Origin of the sequence: Halosimplex halophilum, from assembly GCF_004698125.1 — an archaeon.
In the GTDB taxonomy this organism is placed as follows: domain Archaea; phylum Halobacteriota; class Halobacteria; order Halobacteriales; family Haloarculaceae; genus Halosimplex; species Halosimplex halophilum.
In genome coordinates, this window is sequence record NZ_SRHV01000005.1 from 223,054 (window position 1) to 241,709 (window position 18,656).

An 18,656-nucleotide genomic window follows, 5' to 3' on the forward strand; every position below is an offset into this window, starting at 1 on the left:
GGTGTATTTCTATACACAAATCTGTGTTCTTGGAACAAATTTATATGTATGAAGTACCAAGTAGTGGGTGTAGCATGACAGTCGAACTCCGGCTACTGGGACTGGTGGCACTGGTGAACGTGCTGGGAGGGGTCGTCGTCGGCCTCCTGGTACTCAAGGGTCAGGAGGCGGCCCCGCGGATCGCGCCGCTGCCCGGGCTGGCGTTCGGCGGCTTCGCCGTCTGGGGGCAGCTGGTCGTCGGCGACCGGCTGAACCCGACGGTCCCGGAACTGGAGTCGCTCGTACTGGTCGCGGTCGCGAGCGCGCTCGTCGGCCTCGTCGGCGTCTTCTCGACGCTCGAAGCGGAAGCCGCCGGACGCTAACGACCGACGAAACGCACGACACTCACGACACAGACACATGAACTGGACGAACTTCATCCGGACGCTCGGCTTCGACGAACCGACTTCGCTGCTCTCCCCCGCAGCCTACTCCGAGGAGGAGATCGAGGAGGACCTGCTGGACTTGGAGATGGACAAACGGCACGCTCGCAACATGGTCGAACGGAAGGGCGACCAGTACGACGCGAAGCTGGACGAGGCCGCGCAGGCCCCCGAGTGGATGGTCGAGGACCTGCTCCGGGAGGCCGACGACATCGAGCGCGAGAAGGAGGACTGGCAGGACGAGTGGCGCCAGCACGCCGACCGGCGGCGTCTCGTCAAGTCCGTCAAGTCCTTCCGTCGCCGCATCCGCTCGGGCGAGCGGGACCTCAACGTCTCGGAGCTGATAGCCGACACCGACGACAGCGAGGTGCGCCGGACGCTCCACGACGCGCTGAAAGACCACATGCGCTCGACGAAGCAGGTGAACGACCTGCTGCAGCTGTTCACCGACGGCCGCGACCTCGACCGCTCGCGGGCCGACGGCAACGCCCGCGACCTGAGCAAACACGAGGAGCGGATGCGCGAGCGCCAGTCCGGCGCGAGCACCGGCGCCGCCGAGTCGCGCGAGCGCGACGAGCGCCGCTCGCCGAGCCGCGCGGGCGCCGACGACTAGCGGCCCTCGCCACGCCGCGGGGACGACGGACGCCCCGCGAGTGTGAACGCAGACACACGGCCCGCGGTTCGCGGGCGCGCCGTCGACGCGGACACGAGAGCATGAGCACGAACGGTTCCGACTACGACCGGTGGGTCGCACAGGGCTACAGAGACGACGCCGAGGCCGCCGAGGCGGCCGCGGAGGACCACCTCGACGCGGACGAGCCGGCCGCCGCCGCCGCCGAGTTCGAGCGGGCCGCCGACTGCCTCCGGGCGTACGAGGACTACACCGGCAACTCCCGGAGCGACGAGATCGACCGGCTCCGCCGGCGCGCCGCGGCCGCCCGTCCCCAGTCGAGCGACGACGGCGGAGCCGGGAGCGGCGGGGAGGCGGCGTCCGGGGCCGACTCGGACCGGCTCCGTCGGCGCGTCGAGTCGTTCGAGACGACGACGGGGGTCGACTGGGAGGACATCGGCGGGCTCGAAGAGACGAAAGAGCGGATCTGCCACGAGATCGGCCTCGGCGCGGCCGCGGGGCTGCCCGAGGCGGTGCAGCCGTCGGACCGGCTCCTCCTGTTCGGGCCGCCGGGAACGGGGAAGACGCTGCTGGCCAGCGCCGTCGCCAGCGGGACCGAGACGACGTTCTTCAACGTCGAGCTGGGCGGCATCCTGTCGAAGTGGCACGGGGAGTCCTCGCAGCTCGTCTCCACGCTGTTCGACGTGGCCCGCGAACACACGCCCGCGGTCGTGTTCGTCGACGAGATCGACGCGCTCACGCAGTCCAGAGGGGACGGCTCCGACTCGGCAAGCCGGCGCGTGTTGAACTCGCTGCTGACGGAGCTGGACGGGATCGGCGGGGACGCCGACGGGTTCCTGATGGTCGTCGGCAGCTCCAACCGACCGATGGACCTCGACGACGCCGTGGTTCGGCGGTTCGACACGCGGATCTACGTGCCGCTCCCCGACGTCGACGGCGCCGCCGAGATCGTCCGGATCCACACCGTCGACGGCGGCGTCGAGTTCGAGGGGACGCCGGCGGCGTACGCGTTCGGGCGGACCGATCCGGCGGACAGCGTCGAGCACACGCTGGCCGGCGCCTGCGTCGAGCGCGGGTTCACCGGCAGCGACATCGAGACGCTGTGTCGGACGGCGATCTCCGAGATGGTGCGCGAGCGGAACCCGGAGCTGGCCGAGCGGGCCCGCGATGACCTCGGCGCCCGCGACGACGGGAGCGTCGACCTGCGACCGTTGCGCCCCGACGACTTCCGCGTCGCCTTCGACACGGTGTCGGCCTCCGTTCCCGAATCGACCGTTCGCGAGTGTCGGTCGTGGGCCGAGGAGTTCGGGTCCGGATGAGAGGGCGAGCGCGACGGGCGCGACGGGCAGTCGACGGACGTGGCCGCCCGACGCGCCGTCCCGGCGGTCCGAACCGGGGACTCAGGGGCCCCGTTCGAATATCCGTTCGAGCTCGGTCCTGTGTGGGCCGTCTCCTACGACCGGCTGCCCCCGCCAGTTGACGACGTACTTGTTCCCGGCCTTGCGGACGTAGTTTCGGCCGACCTCGTCGACCGCGACGTCGAACCCGGCGTCGGCGAGCCGTGCGGGCAGCGACGCGGTGTCGCCCGGGCTCGACCCGCCGAACGAACAGCCCCAGCCGTCCTCCCCCTCCTCGGGGTAGGAGTGACGGACGACGGTGTCACCGTCCCAGTTCCGACAGCGCCGAAACTCCCGGAACGCGTCGTCGACCATCCGGTCGACCGCGTCCGGCTCGCCGCCGGTGTCGAGGCTGCCCGTCCGGTCGGTCACGGTGACGCCGTCGCGGTCCGTCGCGTCGCCGCTGTCGCCCGACGCGCCGCCGGTCGATGTGGCGTCAGTCGTCTCGACGGGATCGGCCGGCGAACGCTCGGCCGGCTGGCCGTCGGGCGTATCGGACGGCCGGTCGGACTCGTCGCCGGCGCGACGCTGGCAGAGCCGCTCGATACGGTACGTGTCGTCGACGATCCGCTGTCTGCGCTCGTCGTCGACCGGGGCGGCCCCGTCGTCACCGCCCGAGGAGACGTACGACCGCTCGATGTGGGACTCGACGGCGTCCAGCAACTCCTCGTACAGTTCGCCCGACAGCGACGACTCTTCGAGCACGTCCCGGAGTTCGTACAGGTAGCGGCGGAAGTCGGCGGGCGAACTCGACTGCTCCACCGTCGAGCGCACGTTCTCGGCGACGGACGCGACGTAGAGCGGATCGGGCCGGGACATACGCGTGCGTTTGCGGAGCATCGGATAAAGATGGTGGCACTCGGCGGAGCGGTCGAGCCGGTACGCGGGATGCGCCGCGACCCCGCTGGTCACGCGGCGCCGTCGGCCCCCGGAAGCCGGCACCTCCCGGTCGGGTCGCCGCTACCCGGTTACGTCGATGTCGCCCGAGATACATAGGACCTCGACTCCAACGTTCGAGCCATGGACGACGCTCCCGAGCGCGAGGGCCCGGTGATCCCGGCGACGGCACGGATGGGGCGGACGGCGCTGACCGTCGCGGACCTGGACGGGACGGTCGCGTTCTACCGCGATGCCGTCGGACTCACGGTTCAGAGCCGGAGCGAACGGGCGGCGACGCTCGGCGCCGGCGGGCGGTCGGTGCTCGAACTGCGCCGGGACGCGGACGCGCCCCCGAGAGCCCGGGGACAGGCGGGACTCTTTCACAACGCTTTCCGGGTCCCCGACCGGACGGCGCTCGGCGCCGCGCTGGAACGCATCCGCGACCGCGGGACGCTGGACGGCGCCTCGGACCACCACGTCAGCGAGGCGCTGTACTGCACCGACCCGGAGGGCAACGGCGTGGAGGTGTACGCCGACAGGCCGCGGGAAGCGTGGCCCCGGGCGGACGACGGCACGGTCGAGATCGGGACGGTCCCGCTCGACCTGCAGGCCCTCGCCGCCGAGTCCGACGGCGCCGACGCGGCCCCGCCGGGGACGGACCTGGGCCACGTCCACCTGGAGGTGTCGTCGCTCGACCGGGCGCGGGCGTTCTACGCCGACCGGCTGGGGCTCGGAGTCCAGACCGAGACGCGGGGGGCCTCGTTCCTCGCGGCGGGCGACTACCACCACCACGTCGGCGTCAACACCTGGAACGGCTGGACCGACCCGGCTGGCGGCCGCGGGCTGGCGTGGTTCGAGTTCCTGCTGCCCGACGCCGAGGCGGTCGCGGCCGCCCGCAGTCGGCTCTCGGCCGCCGACGTTCCGGTGACCGACCGCGAGACCGGCTTCGAGGTCGCCGACCCCGACGGGATCGCCGTCCGGGTCCGGGCTGTTTCGGAGTCGGCGGGGTCGTCGGGGCCGTAGTCTCCCTCCGGGAGCGAGAACGCGCATCGGCCGGGGACGGAGCCTGGGTCGGCCGCGGATCGGCGGGGTTCGTTCACTTCCGCCGCGCTTGCCGAACGTTGATACCGGCGGGGGCGATACCCACCAGTGATGTACGCCGTCGTGGGCTGTAGCGACTGTTCGATGCTCTGGGTCGTCGAGGGGCGGCCGGAGACCAGCCAGTGTCCCCGCTGCGGGACGACTCGTCAGTACGCCAAACGCAAGAAGTTCGTCTCCACCGAGGAGGAGGACCACGCCCGCGAGGTGCGCGCGTCGATGCTCGCCAACCGGCAGGGCCACGGCGACGCCTTCGCCGAACTCGACTCGTTCACCGAGATGGAAGGACAGATCGACGACGCCGGCCCCTCCGACGAGGAGTACCTGGAGGGGTCGGGGCTGGACGCCGACGCGGTCGCCGAGGCGGGCGAGGCGGCGATGGACTCGGGCGGGTCGAAGAGCCGCAAGGAACGGGTCCGCGAGGCCGTCCGCGAACTCGACGAGGCGACGGCGGACGCGGTCGTCGACTACGCCGCCGAGCGCGGCGTCGACGCCCAGTACACCCGGAAGACGCTCGAAAAACTGGTCCGCGCCGGCGAGGCGACCGAGAACCGGGGCGTCTACCGCCTGCTGTAGGTCCCCGCTCCAGACAAGTCAACAGAACGGAAAGACACTTGCGGCGGCCGACCCAACCGTCGCTCGATGGATCCCGACTCGCTACGGGCGCTCGGTCGGCGGTTCTGGTACGCGTGGGGGGCGGCGACGCTGGCGAGCATCGCCGCCGTGCTCGCCGCGACGGTCGTCGTCGCGCCCGAGGACGCGTGGCTGGTCGCGCTCACCGGGGTACTCGCGGTCGTCTTCGTCGCGCTCGCCGCGGTGTCGCTGACGCAGGGCGACAGGCTCGACGCGGCGGGGATGGTCGTCGCGGCCGTCGGCTGGGCGGTCTGGAGCGTCGGCGCGGCGGTCGGGTTCCCCGGCCGGACCTTCTGGACGGGGTGGGCGCTCGTCGCCGTCGGCGCCGCGGTCGGGCTCTGGGCCGACCACGGCCACCGCGTCCGGGCCGCCGTGGGCGTCTAGCCTCAGACGATGAACAGCAGCGCGAACACCGGGACGGCGACGAAGTAGACCAGCCCGAAGACGAACAGGTTCGTGGGGATCTTCCCCTCCTCTTTCTCCTCGTCGAGCGTCTCGTGGTCGATGGCGTCGTGGAACTGCGCGGGGATGTCCTCGCGGACGGTGGCCCGCGTGCGGAACCGGTCGAGCGGGTCCCACCCAGTGAGGCCGAGCTTCCAGGCCGCCGAGACGATCCAGACGATCCCGAGGACGGGCACGAGAAAGAGGAGCACGAGCCCGACGACCGGGTGGACGACGCCGGCGTCGATGGCGCCCCCCACCAGCGAGACGGTCGCGACCGGCAACACGATCCCCCCGGCCGCCGCGTAGATCGGCGCCCTGTCGTCCATGGTCGGGTACCAGGGCGGCGACGGGCAAAGGCGTTTCTCCGGTGGGAAGGGCGTCGACGGCGGCCACAGAGGGGCGACCGCGGCGTCGGCCCGAACGCTACACCAGGCCGAGCGCCTTCGCGGCGCCGGCGAGGGCGGCCAGCGTCGTCGCCGCGAGTTTCACCAGTCGCATGATCCGGGTCGCGCGGCGCACCGGCGCGTCGGCGTCGGCCCCGTCGTCGCACTCGCTACGGCGATCGGTGGACCCTCCGTGGTCTCCCCCGGTTCCGTAGTTCCTCCTGGATTCGCTATTCCCCCTGGTCCCCCGGTTCTTCCCGTCCCCCCGATCCACGCGGTCCCGACCCTCCCCGTCGTTCGCGGGAGCGCTGCGGTCGGTCGTGCGGACGCCGCGGTCCGCGGTGCTGTTCGTGGGCATGGGTGTGGGCGCGCCCGCCGGGGCTCCCGGCCGGACGCACTCGAACTACCGGGGGACGACAGGTAAACGCCAGCCGTCACCGGAGCGGAAGTGAAACCGGAACCGATGCTCCGGACTGAAAAGATCTGTGGCTGTCAGGTGCCGATCCACGTCCGGTGCGTTCGGGGTCGAGGTCGGGGCCGGAGTCACCGACCGAGTTCCTCGTGGGCGCTGGAGAGGTGCCGGGAGGCCAGCGCCGAGACTAAGGAAAGCTCGCCGGCGAGCGCGCCGGCGGCGATGACCTCCGCGAGCGCGTCCGCGTTCGACCCGACCGGATCGCCGCCGCCGCCGACGCCGATCACGTCGAGCATCTCCGACTGGGTGGCCAGGTCGGTGCCGCCGCCGACCGTGCCGACCTGCAGGCTCGCGAGGTTGACGCTGGCGTACAGTTCGTCCTCGCGGGCCTCGACGGTGGTGATGCAGTTGGACCCCTCGACGACGTGGGCCTCGTCCTGGCCGGTGGCGATGAAGACGCCGGCGACGACGTTGGCCGCCTGGGCGTTGAACCCCAGGCTCCCCGCCTTCGCACTTCCGACGAGGTTCTTGCGGGTGTTGGCCTCCTCGATGGCCTCGGGCGTGGTGCCCAAGCGCTCCTCGACGACCTCGCGGGGGATGGTCACGTCCGCGGTGACGGTGTGGCCCCGGCCCTCGACGGCGTTGATGGCCGCGGGCTTCTTGTCGACGCAGAGGTTGCCCGACAGCGCGACCAGGGAGGCGGGGGTCTCGTCCTCGACGACCTCGGCCGCGGCGCGGGTAGCGATGGTCGCCATGTTCATCCCGTTGGCGTCGCCCGTGTCGTAGGAGAAGCGCAGGAACACGGAGTCGCCGACGAGGTAGGGCGTCACCGACTGGAGGCGGCCGTGACCGGTCGTCGACTCGGCGGCCTCGGCGAGGCGGTCCTCGTTGGCCTCGACCCACTCGGCGACTTCGGCACCCTCGGCGACGCCGTCGACGCGGAAGACCGGCGCGCGGGTCATCCCGCGCTTGGTCACGCGGGCGGTCGCGCCGCCGGCCGCGGAGATGGCCGAACAGCCGCGGTTGACGCTGGCGACCAGCGCACCCTCGGTGGTGGCGATGGGGAGGTAGAAGTCGCCGTCGGCCGATTCGCCGTGGACCGCGACGGGCCCGGCGACGCCGACGGGGAGTTGCGTCCCGCCGACGAGGTTCTCGATGTTCGACTCGGCCGACTCGGCGGCGAACGCGTAGTCGCCGGTCGCCGAGAGGTCGACGCCCGTCTCGCGCTCGACGACCAGCCGGCGGGCCGTCGCGGCCGTCTCGGCGTCGGCGCGGTCGTCGAGTTCGTAGAGCCGCAGGTCGCCGTCGGCGACGCGGTCGGCCAGCGCCTCGGGGTCGGTCCCCCCGTCGGTGGCCGCCTCGGCGGCGTCGCCCTCGGAGTCGTCTGTCATGCCCGGAGCCTCGCGGGCGACGCCCCTAACAGTTGCTGTCGCCGGCGGCGGTCGCGGTCGCCGCCCGTGGCGGTCGCTCCCGGATCACTCGCCGGCGGCGGTCGCAGCCTGCGGGGCCGCTCGGCGTTCAGCGGTCGCGGTCACCGCCGGTGAGGCGCCCGAGCGCCTCGACGAGGCGGTCCAGCGGCTGACTCGTGAGCAGCGAGACGAGCCGCTCGCTGCGGTCGTAGACCCGCTGGAGTTCCCGCACCTGTTCGAGGTGGTACCGGGCGCGCTCGCCCTCGGCGTCCTCGAGCGCCGCCTCGGCCTCGTCGAGCGCGCGGGTCATGATCCGGATCTCGCGGGTGACCTCCTGGCTCAGGAACTGCTGGAAGACATACCACAGGTCCGTCTCCGCCTCGAAGAAGGCCTTCTTGCCCTCGCCGGGCAGCGACCGCCGGTGGACGAGGTGGAACCGCTCAAGGGTGTTCATCGCAGTGCTGACCGTCGACTTCGCGTAGCCGCTCTCCTCGACGAGCTCGTCCAGCGAGACGGGGTCGGGCTCGAACAGCAGGATGCCGAACAGCCGCCCGTAGCTCCGCTTGGCGCCGTAGACCTCCGCGCTGCGCTCGACGGCGTCGATGACCGCCGCACGCGCCGATTCGACCGGGTCCTCGGAGTCTGTGTCGCTCATTGGTTGGTCCGCGGCCCCGACCGCTCGGCGGCCGCCTGGATACCCGACACTCGTGGCCCCCAACGCTTAAATCGTTCTCTACAGAATATTTTGTATATGCCGAATATTCCGATTGTCGGAAGCGGTAGCGACGGCGGCCGCGTCGCGATGACGGACGGGTCGGGCCGCGACGAGGGCGAATTCGAGAACGGTGGCCGGTCCGGCGGGGGCGACGGAGAAGCCAGCGGCGACGGCGGCGACGGCGAGGGCTCCGTCGTTCTACGCGGGACCGGCATCGAGAAGTCCTACGACTCGCGGCTCCCGTGGGGGCGCAGTGTGGAGGTGCTCGACGGCGTCGACGTCGAGATCCGCGCGGGCGAGATCGTGGGGATCGTCGGCGCCAACGGGTCGGGGAAGTCGACGCTGATGCAGATACTCGTGGGGGCGCTCGACGCCGACGCGGGGTCGGTCGACCGCTCCGGCCGCGTCGGCTGGTGTCCCCAGGAGTCGCTGCTGTACGACCGGCTGACCGTCGCGGAGACGTTCGACCTGTTCGGCGCCGCGTACGGCCTGGCCGACGAGGAGATAGCCGACGCGCGCGACCGGCTCGCCGACCGCCTCGACTTCGAGCAGTTCCTCGACTATCAGGTCCGGAACCTCAGTGGCGGCAACCGCCAGAAGGTCAACCTCGCCGTCGCGCTGCTGCACGACCCCGACGTGCTCCTGCTCGACGAACCGTACACCGGCTTCGACTGGGAGACCTACCTCGCGTTCTGGGAGCTCACCGAGGAACTGACCGACGGCGGGACCGCCATCGCCGTCATCTCCCACTTCGTCAGCGAGCGCGAGCGCTTCGACCGGATCTACGAACTTCGGGACGGCGACCTCGTCGAGACCGACGCAGAGAGCGGCCGCGCCGCGGCTGACCGCGACGGAGGCGGCGAGGGACCCGTCGCCGATCCGACGGAGGTAGCGTAGATGAGCGGGGGCGCGAACGCCGCCGGCGACCGGGTGGCCGGCGACCCCGCCGGCGGCCGCACCCGCCGCGACCGGCTGACGACCGGCCTGCTCGCGCACGTCCGCGAGTTCCTCCGGGAACCCGTCCACGTCGTCCTGCTGGTCGCGCTCCCGCCGCTGGTCGTCGAGGGCTACGGCCGCGCGATGGCCTCGTTCCCGGAGTTCCCCTACATGACGGCGGTCCCGGCGACGCTCGGCCGGGTCAACGGCGCCGTCTTCGCCGCCGCCTTCCTCGCGGGCCTGATCGGCCTCTTCCAGGTCGTCAGCGCCGTGCAGGCCGACGGCCGCCTCGCGGTCTGTGGCTTCTCCCGGGCCGAGATCTTCGTCTCCCGGCTGGGGACCGTCCTCGCGGTGAGCGTCGGCTCGGCGGCCGTCACGTTCGGCGCGCTGTGGTGGCGCGTCGACGTGGCCGCCCCCGCGGCCGCCTTCGGGGCGCTGGCGCTCGCGGCGCTGACCTACGGCCTCATCGGCGTGCTCGTCGGGACCGTCCTCCCGCGCGAACTGGAGGGGTCGCTCGTGCTCGTGTTCGTCGCCGACTTCGACGACTTTCTCGCCAGCGGGATCGTCGACGTCGACTCCCCGGTCGTGAACTTCCTCCCGCTGCACTATCCCCACGCCCTCTTCCGGTCGGCCGTGCTGGAGGGATCGGTCCCGACCGACGACGTGCTGGCGGGGCTGGCGTACCTCGCGGTCCTGTTCGCGCTCGTCCTCGGCGCGTACGTCCGCGTCGCGAACGGGGGTGAGGGCGCGTGAGCGTCGACGGCGCCCCCGGGTCGCCGGCCGGTTCCGGGAGCCGCCGCTCGACGGCGCTGGCCGCCTTCGCGAGCGGCGTCCGCGAGTACGCCCGCACGCCCGTCCTGCTGGCCCTGTTCGTCTTCCTCCCCGCCTACCTGATCGGCGCGTTCACCCGGCTGGTGCCCGCGACGACCGCGCCGCTGGACGTGCCGGGCGGCGGGACGCAGACGGTCGAGTTGGCGAGCGTCTATGCGGTGTTCATGGTCCCGCTCGTCGGCGCGCTCGTCGGCGCGCTGGCGGGCGTGTTCCTGATGCAGACGGCCCGCGACGCCGACGCCCGCCTCGTCGTCGCCGGCGCCAGTCCCGCGTCGGTTCTGCTCGCCCGCTTCGGCCTGCTGGCCGTCGTCGGGACCGTCGTCGCCGCCGTCTCCGCGGGGACGGCCGCGACCGTCTTCGTCCCCGAACGGCCGATCGTCCTCGCCGGCGCGACCCTGCTGGCCGCCCTCGTCTACGGCCTGCTCGGCGTGCTCGCCGGCCTCGTCGTCGACCGGCTGGCCGGCGTCTACCTCGCGCTGTTCGGCACGATGCTCGATATCTTCCTCGTCCAGAACCCGCTGGCGGACCCGCCCGAGTACGCGGCCCTCCTCCCCGGCCACGCGCCCGTCGAACTCGCCGTCGACGCCGGCTTCTCCGCCGACGTGGCGCTCTCGGTCGCCGGCGAGGGGCTCGCCTACCTGCTCGTCGTCGGCACTGTGACGGCCATCGCGCTGTACGGCTCGATGCGCGTCTCGTAGCGCATTGCGGTCCGGCGGGCGCCCGAACGCTTACCACCGACAGCGCCGCAACTGGGACCATGACAGCGGCCGCGGACCTGGTGCTCACGAACGCGGAGATACACACGCTGACCGACCCCGACGAGACGGCCGAGGCCCTCGCGGTTCGGGACGGCCGGATCGTCGCCGTCGGGTCGGCCTTCGACGTGGACCACCTCGCGGGCGTCGAGACGACAGTCCGCGACTGCGGGGGACGGGTCGTCCTCCCGGGGTTCGTCGACGCCCACACGCACCTGCCGATGGTCGGGCGGCGGCTGGTCAACGCCGACCTCTCGGCGGCCGACTCGCCCGCTGAGGCCGTCGACCTCCTCGCGGCCCGCGCGGCCGAACTCGCCGCCGCGGACGGCCCCGACCGCGAGTGGGTGCTGGGCTTCGGCTACGACGAGAGCGCGTGGGACGACGACCGGTATCTCACCGCCGCCGACCTCGATGGGGTGGACACGGACCGGCCGGTCGCTGCCGTCCGCGAGGACATGCACCTCGCGTCGCTCGACTCGACGGCCCTCGACCGCCTGCGCGGGGAGATGCCCGATTCGGACGTGCACACACGAGCGGGCGAACCGACGGGGGTCGTCGTCGAGGGCGCCCTCGACGAACTCTGGGCCGCTATCGAACCCGACCGGCCCGCGATGCGGCGGGCGGTCCACGCCGCCACCGAACGGGCGACCGAACTGGGCGTCGTCGGCGTCCACGACATGGTCCGCCGGTCGGAAGCACCCGCCGTCTACCGCGAGCTCGACCGGGTTGGCGAACTGCCGATCCGGGTCCGGCTCAACTACTGGAGCGACCACCTCGACGCGGTCGAGGAGCTCGGCCTCCGGACCAACCACGGGAGCGACCGCGTTCGCGCGGGTGCGATCAAGACCTACACCGACGGCTCCATCGGCGGCCGCACCGCGAAGCTCTCCCAGCCGTACGCCGATAGCGAGCGCGCGGACGGCGACTCGGGAGAAACCGGCGAGAGTACTCGCGGCCAGTGGGTCGTCGACCCGGCGGAGCTCCGCGATATCGTCGCCCGCGCGACGGCGGCGGACCTGCAGGTGGCCGTCCACGCCATCGGCGACGAGGCGGTCCGCGAGACGCTGGACGTCCTCGAATCCGCCGACGGCGCCCGCCACCGGATCGAACACGCCGAGGTGCTGACCGACGACCTGGTCGACCGGCTCGCTGCGAGCGATGTCGTCGCGTCGATGCAGCCGAACTTCCTGAAGTGGGCCCGCGAGGGCGGGCTGTACGCCGAGCGACTCGGCGACGAGCGGCGGCTGGCCTCGAACCGCTTCGGCGACCTGCTCGACGCGGGCGCGAACCTGGCGTTCGGGAGCGACTGCATGCCGCTGGACCCGCTGTTCGGCGTCGAACAGGCCGTCACGGCGCCCGACGACCGCCAGCGACTCTCGGTCACCGAGGCGCTGCGGGCGTACACGAGCGGCGCGACCTACGCGGGCTTCGACGAGGACCGCCTCGGCACCGTCGAACAGGGCAAACTCGCCGATCTGGTCGTCCTCGACCGGTCGCCGTGGGCCGTCGACCCCGACGAGGTCGCCGACATCGACGTGCGGACGACGGTGGTCGGCGGCGAGGTCGTCTTCGACCGGGACGCCGCCAGGTGAGCCGTCGTCCGGCGGGAACCGGCGGACAGTTCGGCGGTTCCGGAACCCAAAGGTAGAGGGACGGGCGGTCCCTGCGAACGCCCACATGGCCGTCCGCCAACGGGTCCGGGACGCCCTCTTCCTCTTCCCGGCGCTGCTGGACCGGCTCGGGGTCGCCGACCGCGAGAAGTCCGGCGAGGCGTTCGACCTGGCGCTGCCGGTGATGGTCACCGGGGCGCTGCGGGTGCTGTTGCGCGTCGCCGACTTCCTGATGGTCGGGATCGCGCTGGGCGACGCCGCCATCGCCGGCCTGGAACTGGGCTTCCAGTACTACTTCATCGGCTTCGGCCTCTCGCTGGCGGTCTCCTCGGGGACGATCAGCGTCGTCTCGCGGCTGCAGGGCGCCGACCAGCCCGACCGGGCGGACCTGGCGGTCAAGCAGTCGCTGTGGCTGGCGCTCGCGATATCGCTGCCGCTGACGGCCGTCGCGTGGGTGTACGCCGAGCCGCTGGTCGGGCTGTTGACGAGCGACGCCGCCGCCGTCGACTACGGGGCGACGTACCTGTCGATCGTGATGCTGTCGATGGCGCCGCGGTTCTGGTCGATGGTCGCCTCGCGGGCGCTGGCCGGTAGCGCCGACACGCGGACGCCGATGTACGTCCGGCTGACGACGCTGCCGACGAACGTCGTCCTCAACGCCGCGCTCATCTTCGGCCTCGGACCGGCGCCGGAGCTGGGCATCGCCGGCGCGGCTATCGGGACGGCCGCCGCCAACACGCTCGCGGCCGCGGTCTTCCTCGCGCTGCTGGTCTCGGGCGACTACGCCGTCGCGCTCCCGCTCGGCGGCCGACAGCTCGACCTCGGGCTCGGCAAGGAGATCCTCCGCGTCGGAGTCCCGCTCTCCGGGATGCGCCTGCTGCAGACGTTCGGGCGGTTTCCGTTCCTGTTCATCCTCGGCCAGCTGGGCGTCGGCGCGGTCGCCGCCTACGCCATCGGGCGCCGCGTCATGTTGCTGGCGCTGATGCCCGCGTGGGGCTACTCGACGGCGGCGTCGACGCTCGTCGGCCAGTACGTCGGCTCGGGCGACGACGACGAGGCCACCGAGTACGGCTGGCAGACGCTGCGGATCGCGCTGGCCACCCAGCTGCTCGTCGCCGCGGTCCTCGTCGCCGCGGCCCGCCCGATCGCCCTCGCCTTCGGCACCGACGAGGTCGACCTGACGGTGCAGTTCATCCGGGTGTTCGGCCTCGCGGTCGCCGGGTTCTCCGTCTCCCGGACGATGCGCGGCAGCCTCCGCGGCGCCGGCGACACGCGCTGGCCGCTCTACGGCACGATACTCGGCACCTACGTCGTCCGGCTCCCGATCGCGTCGCTCGCGCTGCCCGCCGGGTTCGCCGTCACCGTCCTCGGGGTGTCGGTCCCGCTGGGGGCGAGCATGGGGTACACGGCCGTCTTCGCGGCCATCGTCGCGGACTTCTACGTGAAGGCGGCGGTCAACACCGGTCGCTTCCGGTCGGGCAAGTGGCGCGACGTGGCCCGCGCCTCCGGCGTCGGCGCCGGCGCCGACGACTGATCAGTCGTCGCAGTAGCGTTCGTACAGCGCCGTCCCGCTCAGCGCCGCCAGGGCCGCACCGACGCCGAAGCCGGGTCCGTCGCCCGAGGTTGTCCCCGTCGGGTCCGTCCCCGACGACGCCCCGTCGTCCGCGGGTTCGGGCGTCGCGGTCGGCGTGGGCGAGGGCATCGCTGTGGGTGTCGGCGACGGTGTCGCGGTCGGGGTGGCTGTCGCCGTCGGCGAGGCCGTCGCGGTCGCCGACGGGGTGTCGGTTTCGGGCCCCGTCGCCGTGACCCGCGGGGCGTCCTCGCCGCCGAGTTTGACGAGCCACGCCTCGCTCCGGGGGTCGGCGCTCCGGGACTGGTACTGCGTGACCCCCGCGAGTGCGACCCCGCCGTCGCCCGTCGCGATCAGGTCGCGGACGTTGTTGACCGCGCCGACCGAGACCGTCCGGCTCCAGTTCCCGTCCAGCCCCTCGTCGAGTTCGCCGACCACGCCGACCGCCGCCTGGCTGGTCGCGGACTCGCTGCCCTGGCCCGCGACGACGATCCCCCCGTCGGTCGTCGCGAGCGCGGTGAACAGCGTCACGGGCCGGGGCGACAGCCGGCGGGTCGCCCGCCCCTCGCCGCTCCCGTCGACCGAGAGCACCCAGCCGTCTACCGTCTCGAAGCCGCTGTCCGCCGCGTAGCCGGCCGCGACGTAGCCGTCGCCGTCGGCCACCAGATCGACCAGCTGGTTCTGCGCGAGCGCGTCGCCGTCGGCCGGCGCGGTGAACTCCTCGCGCCACTGGACCTCGTCGTCGGCGTCCGCGCGGAACAGGACCGACCGGACCGACGCCCCGCCGCCCGACGACGACTGGACGACGGCCGTCCCCACGTACCCGTCGCCGTCGGGGACGACGCGCAGGATCTCGGACTGCCGGTCGGTGAACAGCCGCGTCCGCGACCGCTCCTCGCCGTCGGCCCCGACCCTGAGGACGAGCCCGCTCGCCGAGCGGTTCCGGACGCTCGCGCCGGCGACCAGGTAGCCGTCGCCGGTAGCGATCGCGTCGCGCGCGAGCAGGCGCCCGTCCGACTCGCCGTCGGTGTCCACCTCGTAGGTCTCCCACCACTGTATCTCCCCCCCGGGACCCGTCCGGACGAGCGAGCCCGTGCCGGACTGGACGTGGAAGCCGACCAGCGCGTAGCCCTCGCCGTCGACCGCGGGGAGGTGCGTCTGGAACTGCGGCGGCCGGCGGTCCTCGCTCTCGACCGTCGCCATCCACTCGCCCTCTCCGCTCGTCGCGTCCGTGCCGAACAGCCACCCCGGGATCCCCGACGCCTGGCCCCCCGACTGGCCAAGGACGACGTACCGGTCGCCGTCCTCGACCACCGAGGTCGCGGCGTTGTACGTGGCGTCGGAGTACGTCCGGTTCCAGCGGAGCGGTAACTCGTCGGCGCCGCTGTCGGAACCGTCCGCACCGTCGCGGCGCGACGCGCCCGCGGTCCCCCCGAGGGCGACGCCGGCGGCCGCCAGCCCGGCGCCGGTCAGCACCCGTCGTCTCGACAGATCTTCTGTCATACGGTCGTCAGTCGCGGCGGCCCCGCCATAAATCGCCTCATTCGGCGGCGGGGACGGTCGGTCCGGGCGGGGCCGGTCCGAGCGGACAAACGGGGGCTTTAGGTCACTGGCCGCGGAATCGCCGCCCATGAGCTACGCGACGAAGTTCACGCTCGGGACGATCAGCATCGCCGCACTGCTCGCGCTCGCGCTCGTCGTCGTCTTCCTGTCGTAGGTCGAGCCCCGCGGGGGGACCGCCGCGGGTCACTCCCCGTCGGTCGAGTCCCCCCGTAGCCGGGCCAGCAGCGCGCTCCCGCCCAGCGCCGCCAGCGTCGCGCCGACGCCGAAGCCGGGGCCGTCCGCGGACGCCGTGGTCGACTGACCGTCCGGGTCGGCGGTCGCGATCGGCGCCGGGCTGGCGGTCGCCTCGGGCGTCGGCGTCCCGGTCGGCGTCTCGGTCGGCTCCGCGGTGGGCGAGGGAGTCAGCGTCGGCCAGGGCGTCGACGCCTCCGTCTCCGTGGGCGTCGGCGTCGCGGTCTCGGCCGGGTCGCCGCCGAGCTTCGCCGCGATCGGATACGACCAGCCGTCCGCGTTGAGGTGGTTACCGACGACCGCGACCCCGCCGTCGTCGGTCGCCGCGGCGTCGGTGAGCGCCGACGGCTGGTCGAGCGGGTCGACGAGCTCCCACTTCGAGGAGAGCGACGCGTCGACGCCGCGGAGCCAGACGTACCCGACCTCCTCGTCGCGGACCGGGAACGTCGAGCCCGCGAGGACGAACTCGTCGCCGTGGGGGACGACCGCGACGAACTCGCCGGCGCCGTCCCCGCCGGGGCGACGGAGTGCGCTGTAGAGTCGGTCGCCCGCGGCGTCGGTCGAGAGCGTCCACGCCCGCCCCTCCGCGTCCTCGTCGGCGGGCGAGACGTACCCCGCGAACAGGTATCCGTCGTCCGTCTCGGCCACGTCCTCGATGTAGTGGTATTCGCTCGCGTCGCCGACCGACCGCTGCCGGTAGAGCCGCGACCACTGCGGTTCGCCGTCGGCGCCGGCCTTCGCCACCCAGCCGTCCTGTCGCTCGGCGTCGCGTTGCGATCCGTCGCGGGCGCCCCCGTAGACGAGATACGACCCGGCGGCCGTCCGCTGGACGCCCCAGGCGTACGTCGCGTAGAACTCGTCGAGCCGCCGCTGCCAGCGGACCGACCCCTCGGTATCGACAGCGACGAACCACGTGTTCGGGTTGCGCCACGCCTCGGAGTACCCGACGAACACCGGGCCGCCGTCGACCCCGGGCGCCACGTCGGTGACGCGGAAGTCGTCGAACGGCGGCTCGTAGGTCCGGCGCCACTCGATCTCGCCGTCGGCGGTCGTCCTGAGGACCATCGGCTCCGTCGTGGCGTCGAAGCTCCCCTGGTCCTCCGTGTATCGCCCGAGGAAGAAGCGACCGCCGTCGGCCGCCGGCGCCGACCCCTCAGTCAGGAACTGGCCCTCGACGTAGGCGGTCGTCCCGGTCCGGTCCGTGCCGCGGACCGCGTCGACCCCGTACTGCCAGGGGTCCGTGTCGTCAGAGTCGTCCCCGGAGAACCCCCCGACGCGAACGCGACCGCCGCCCGCTCGCACCGAGACCGGCCTGGTCACGTCGTCGTCGTTCTCGACGAGCGCCTGCCAGCGGACCGCCGGCGCCCCGTCCTGGTCCCCCCGGGCGGCCGCCGAACGGGTCCCCAGCTTCGCCGCGATACCCCCCGACAGCGCGGCGCCCCCTGCCAGCAGGACGCCCCGCCGCGAAACGTCGTCGACCATACACCCCCGCTTGGCCCCGTCATCTGTTTTAAACGTTCGCGCCCGAACCCGGGACACGGGACCGCGGTCGCGGTGGCCGACTCGGCCGGGCGGGAACCGATGGGGTTTACCCCGGACGGCCCCTGCCGACGGACATGACCACCTCGCCGAGCGTCGCACCGGTCGCCGACCGGCGCCGCCCGCCGGAGGCCCCGCTCCCGGGAGGGCGTCGCTGATGTTCAGCGACCGGGACCTCCCGCCCGAGCTGGCGGCCGTCCGCGACGAGCACGCGCCCGGCGCGGTCGTCCTCGACTGCGCGCGGGACTTCGAGACGCTGCCGGCCGCCCAGGCCGAGGACCTGGCGCTGGTCACCGACGCCTTCGACCCCCGCTCGTACCCCGAGGCGTGGCTCCCGGCCGACGCCCCGGAGCTGCTCCGCCGCTACGCGAGCGACGAGCTGACCGTCGGCGCGCCCGGCGACGGCGGCGTCGCCTGGACCCGCCAGACCGAGCCGCCGGTCGTCCTCGTCAAGCCCCGGCTGGAGGGGTCGCCCGACGCCTTCGTCGACTTCCTCGTCGCCGAAGCGCTCGTCCAGGTCGGCCTCGACCGGCCGGAGCACTTCCTGGGCTTCTTCGGCGAGCGCTACCGCGACCTCGCCGCGGCCGCCGAGGACCGCCTGGACCCGACGGGCACCTACCAGCTGGCCGCCGCGCTGTACGACGCCTACCTCGGCCTGCACACCCGCGAGACCTTCGCCGGCTGGGCCGACGACCACCCCGACCTGTTCGACGCGTGGGTCGACGCCGGGGAACGGCTCGAACCCCGGCTGGCCGACCTCTCGGCGGAACTCGCCCGCGGCGAGACGGGCTTCGGCGACGCCGCCGAACTCGCCTGCGCCGCCGTCAAACACGGGACCGAACCTCCCACTCCGTTCGGCGCGCTCGACACCGACGCCTACCGCGAGTACGGCGCCGACTACGCCGTCCAGTGGGCCGAGAAGACCTTCGACCGGCTCGACTGACGACCCGCTCACCGGCCGTCCGCATACACCTTCGTTTCGTGTGGAAACTATGCACACACCTTCGCGATCGAAAACCGGGGGACTGCGACCGTGTGACGGGCGTCTGACGGGGCGGAGTGAAAGTGAAATTCGTGCCGGGGAATCGCAAGACGTGGGCGGGGTTCGAGTCGAAACGAGGGGGTTCGGCGGAAATCGAGCGAGAGCGGCGGTTTGAGGTGAAACGAGGGGGTTCGTCGATCTGGTGTGGAAAGGGAG

The 18,656-nt window shown here is 72.7% G+C and carries 19 protein-coding genes; 12 read left to right on the plus strand and 7 right to left on the minus strand.

What is annotated here, in order from left to right; genetic code table 11:
* Nucleotides 1-74 precede the first annotated feature (74 nt).
* The 3 genes from E3328_RS17525 (at nt 75) to E3328_RS17535 (ending at nt 2,372) form a co-directional block, all read left to right on the plus strand.
* A complete protein-coding gene (locus tag E3328_RS17525) occupies nt 75-362 on the plus strand; it encodes a hypothetical protein (protein ID WP_135365932.1) in 288 nt (95 codons plus the stop codon).
* Nucleotides 363-399: 37 nt separating this feature from the next.
* Nucleotides 400-1,035, plus strand: coding sequence for a hypothetical protein (locus E3328_RS17530; RefSeq protein WP_135365933.1), 636 nt, complete (start codon nt 400-402; stop codon nt 1,033-1,035).
* A gap of 101 nt (nt 1,036-1,136) precedes the next feature.
* Nucleotides 1,137-2,372 (plus strand): AAA family ATPase, encoded by a 1,236-nt coding sequence (locus E3328_RS17535; protein ID WP_135365934.1) that lies wholly within the window; start codon nt 1,137-1,139, stop codon nt 2,370-2,372.
* Between the two features lie 81 nt (nt 2,373-2,453).
* Here E3328_RS17535 and E3328_RS17540 read toward each other — a convergent pair whose 3' ends face one another.
* A complete protein-coding gene (locus E3328_RS17540; protein ID WP_135365935.1) occupies nt 2,454-3,269 on the minus strand; it encodes a hypothetical protein in 816 nt (271 codons plus the stop codon).
* 201 nt (nt 3,270-3,470) lie between these two features.
* Between E3328_RS17540 and E3328_RS17545 the strand changes: the two genes are divergently transcribed.
* From E3328_RS17545 to E3328_RS17555, 3 genes are all read left to right on the plus strand, one after another.
* Entirely contained in the window at nt 3,471-4,352 is an 882-nt protein-coding gene (locus E3328_RS17545) for a VOC family protein (RefSeq protein ID WP_135365936.1), read from the plus strand.
* A 129-nt stretch (nt 4,353-4,481) separates the two neighbouring features.
* Nucleotides 4,482-5,003: a DUF5817 domain-containing protein gene (locus E3328_RS17550; protein WP_135365937.1), complete on the plus strand. Its 522-nt coding sequence runs from the start codon at nt 4,482-4,484 to the stop codon at nt 5,001-5,003.
* Between the two features lie 66 nt (nt 5,004-5,069).
* Nucleotides 5,070-5,444 carry a hypothetical protein gene (locus E3328_RS17555; protein ID WP_135365938.1) on the plus strand — a complete coding sequence of 125 codons (375 nt, stop codon included), beginning with the start codon at nt 5,070-5,072 and terminating at the stop codon, nt 5,442-5,444.
* 2 nt (nt 5,445-5,446) lie between these two features.
* On the opposite strand, the gene E3328_RS17560 is transcribed toward E3328_RS17555, so the two are convergent.
* From E3328_RS17560 to E3328_RS17575, 4 genes are all read right to left on the minus strand, one after another.
* On the minus strand, nt 5,447-5,830 hold the full coding sequence (locus tag E3328_RS17560) for a hypothetical protein (RefSeq protein ID WP_135365939.1): 384 nt from the start codon (nt 5,828-5,830) through the stop codon (nt 5,447-5,449).
* 97 nt (nt 5,831-5,927) lie between these two features.
* The gene (locus E3328_RS17565) at nt 5,928-6,245 is read right to left on the minus strand and encodes a hypothetical protein (RefSeq protein ID WP_135365940.1); all 318 of its coding nucleotides are present in this window, start codon (nt 6,243-6,245) and stop codon (nt 5,928-5,930) included.
* A gap of 185 nt (nt 6,246-6,430) precedes the next feature.
* Nucleotides 6,431-7,690, minus strand: a complete 1,260-nt coding sequence (gene hmgA, locus E3328_RS17570; protein WP_135365941.1) for a hydroxymethylglutaryl-CoA reductase (NADPH) — start codon at nt 7,688-7,690, stop codon at nt 6,431-6,433.
* 127 nt (nt 7,691-7,817) lie between these two features.
* Nucleotides 7,818-8,363, minus strand: coding sequence for a GbsR/MarR family transcriptional regulator (locus E3328_RS17575; protein WP_135365942.1), 546 nt, complete (start codon nt 8,361-8,363; stop codon nt 7,818-7,820).
* A gap of 96 nt (nt 8,364-8,459) precedes the next feature.
* Between E3328_RS17575 and E3328_RS17580 the strand changes: the two genes are divergently transcribed.
* The 5 genes from E3328_RS17580 (at nt 8,460) to E3328_RS17600 (ending at nt 14,089) form a co-directional block, all read left to right on the plus strand.
* Nucleotides 8,460-9,320: an ABC transporter ATP-binding protein gene (locus E3328_RS17580; RefSeq protein ID WP_246023049.1), complete on the plus strand. Its 861-nt coding sequence runs from the start codon at nt 8,460-8,462 to the stop codon at nt 9,318-9,320.
* Nucleotides 9,321-10,112 (plus strand): hypothetical protein, encoded by a 792-nt coding sequence (locus tag E3328_RS17585; protein ID WP_135365943.1) that lies wholly within the window; start codon nt 9,321-9,323, stop codon nt 10,110-10,112.
* Nucleotides 10,109-10,888, plus strand: a complete 780-nt coding sequence (locus tag E3328_RS17590) for an ABC transporter permease (protein ID WP_135365944.1) — start codon at nt 10,109-10,111, stop codon at nt 10,886-10,888. The genes E3328_RS17585 and E3328_RS17590 overlap by 4 nt, the downstream gene beginning before the upstream one ends.
* Before the next feature lie 59 nt (nt 10,889-10,947).
* The gene (locus tag E3328_RS17595) at nt 10,948-12,537 is read left to right on the plus strand and encodes an amidohydrolase (RefSeq protein WP_135365945.1); all 1,590 of its coding nucleotides are present in this window, start codon (nt 10,948-10,950) and stop codon (nt 12,535-12,537) included.
* An 85-nt stretch (nt 12,538-12,622) separates the two neighbouring features.
* Nucleotides 12,623-14,089 (plus strand): MATE family efflux transporter, encoded by a 1,467-nt coding sequence (locus E3328_RS17600; RefSeq protein WP_135365946.1) that lies wholly within the window; start codon nt 12,623-12,625, stop codon nt 14,087-14,089.
* Here E3328_RS17600 and E3328_RS22385 read toward each other — a convergent pair whose 3' ends face one another.
* Together E3328_RS22385 and E3328_RS22170 are read right to left on the minus strand one after the other, a co-directional pair.
* Nucleotides 14,090-15,628 carry a hypothetical protein gene (locus tag E3328_RS22385; RefSeq protein WP_209452233.1) on the minus strand — a complete coding sequence of 513 codons (1,539 nt, stop codon included), beginning with the start codon at nt 15,626-15,628 and terminating at the stop codon, nt 14,090-14,092.
* Between the two features lie 243 nt (nt 15,629-15,871).
* Entirely contained in the window at nt 15,872-17,401 is a 1,530-nt protein-coding gene (locus E3328_RS22170) for a PGF-CTERM sorting domain-containing protein (protein WP_167837454.1), read from the minus strand.
* 214 nt (nt 17,402-17,615) lie between these two features.
* Between E3328_RS22170 and E3328_RS17615 the strand changes: the two genes are divergently transcribed.
* A complete protein-coding gene (locus E3328_RS17615) occupies nt 17,616-18,401 on the plus strand; it encodes a DUF7089 family protein (protein ID WP_135365947.1) in 786 nt (261 codons plus the stop codon).
* Nucleotides 18,402-18,656: the final 255 nt, after the last annotated feature.

Excerpts from the sequence above, each read along its gene's own strand:
- E3328_RS17560 (WP_135365939.1), bottom strand. The coding sequence starts at position 5,830 with ATGGACGACAGGGCGCCGATCTACGCGGCGGCCGGGGGGATCGTGTTG.
- E3328_RS17525 (WP_135365932.1), top strand. The coding sequence starts at position 75 with ATGACAGTCGAACTCCGGCTACTGGGACTGGTGGCACTGGTGAACGTG.
- E3328_RS17615 (WP_135365947.1), top strand. The coding sequence starts at position 17,616 with ATGTTCAGCGACCGGGACCTCCCGCCCGAGCTGGCGGCCGTCCGCGAC.
- E3328_RS17580 (WP_246023049.1), top strand. The coding sequence starts at position 8,460 with ATGCCGAATATTCCGATTGTCGGAAGCGGTAGCGACGGCGGCCGCGTC.
- hmgA (WP_135365941.1), bottom strand. The coding sequence starts at position 7,690 with ATGACAGACGACTCCGAGGGCGACGCCGCCGAGGCGGCCACCGACGGG.
- E3328_RS17540 (WP_135365935.1), bottom strand. The coding sequence starts at position 3,269 with ATGTCCCGGCCCGATCCGCTCTACGTCGCGTCCGTCGCCGAGAACGTG.
- E3328_RS22385 (WP_209452233.1), bottom strand. The coding sequence starts at position 15,628 with ATGACAGAAGATCTGTCGAGACGACGGGTGCTGACCGGCGCCGGGCTG.
- E3328_RS17530 (WP_135365933.1), top strand. The coding sequence starts at position 400 with ATGAACTGGACGAACTTCATCCGGACGCTCGGCTTCGACGAACCGACT.
- E3328_RS17600 (WP_135365946.1), top strand. The coding sequence starts at position 12,623 with ATGGCCGTCCGCCAACGGGTCCGGGACGCCCTCTTCCTCTTCCCGGCG.
- E3328_RS17535 (WP_135365934.1), top strand. The coding sequence starts at position 1,137 with ATGAGCACGAACGGTTCCGACTACGACCGGTGGGTCGCACAGGGCTAC.
- E3328_RS17595 (WP_135365945.1), top strand. The coding sequence starts at position 10,948 with ATGACAGCGGCCGCGGACCTGGTGCTCACGAACGCGGAGATACACACG.
- E3328_RS17565 (WP_135365940.1), bottom strand. The coding sequence starts at position 6,245 with ATGCCCACGAACAGCACCGCGGACCGCGGCGTCCGCACGACCGACCGC.
- E3328_RS17550 (WP_135365937.1), top strand. The coding sequence starts at position 4,482 with ATGTACGCCGTCGTGGGCTGTAGCGACTGTTCGATGCTCTGGGTCGTC.
- E3328_RS17575 (WP_135365942.1), bottom strand. The coding sequence starts at position 8,363 with ATGAGCGACACAGACTCCGAGGACCCGGTCGAATCGGCGCGTGCGGCG.
- E3328_RS22170 (WP_167837454.1), bottom strand. The coding sequence starts at position 17,401 with ATGGTCGACGACGTTTCGCGGCGGGGCGTCCTGCTGGCAGGGGGCGCC.
- E3328_RS17545 (WP_135365936.1), top strand. The coding sequence starts at position 3,471 with ATGGACGACGCTCCCGAGCGCGAGGGCCCGGTGATCCCGGCGACGGCA.
- E3328_RS17555 (WP_135365938.1), top strand. The coding sequence starts at position 5,070 with ATGGATCCCGACTCGCTACGGGCGCTCGGTCGGCGGTTCTGGTACGCG.
- E3328_RS17585 (WP_135365943.1), top strand. The coding sequence starts at position 9,321 with ATGAGCGGGGGCGCGAACGCCGCCGGCGACCGGGTGGCCGGCGACCCC.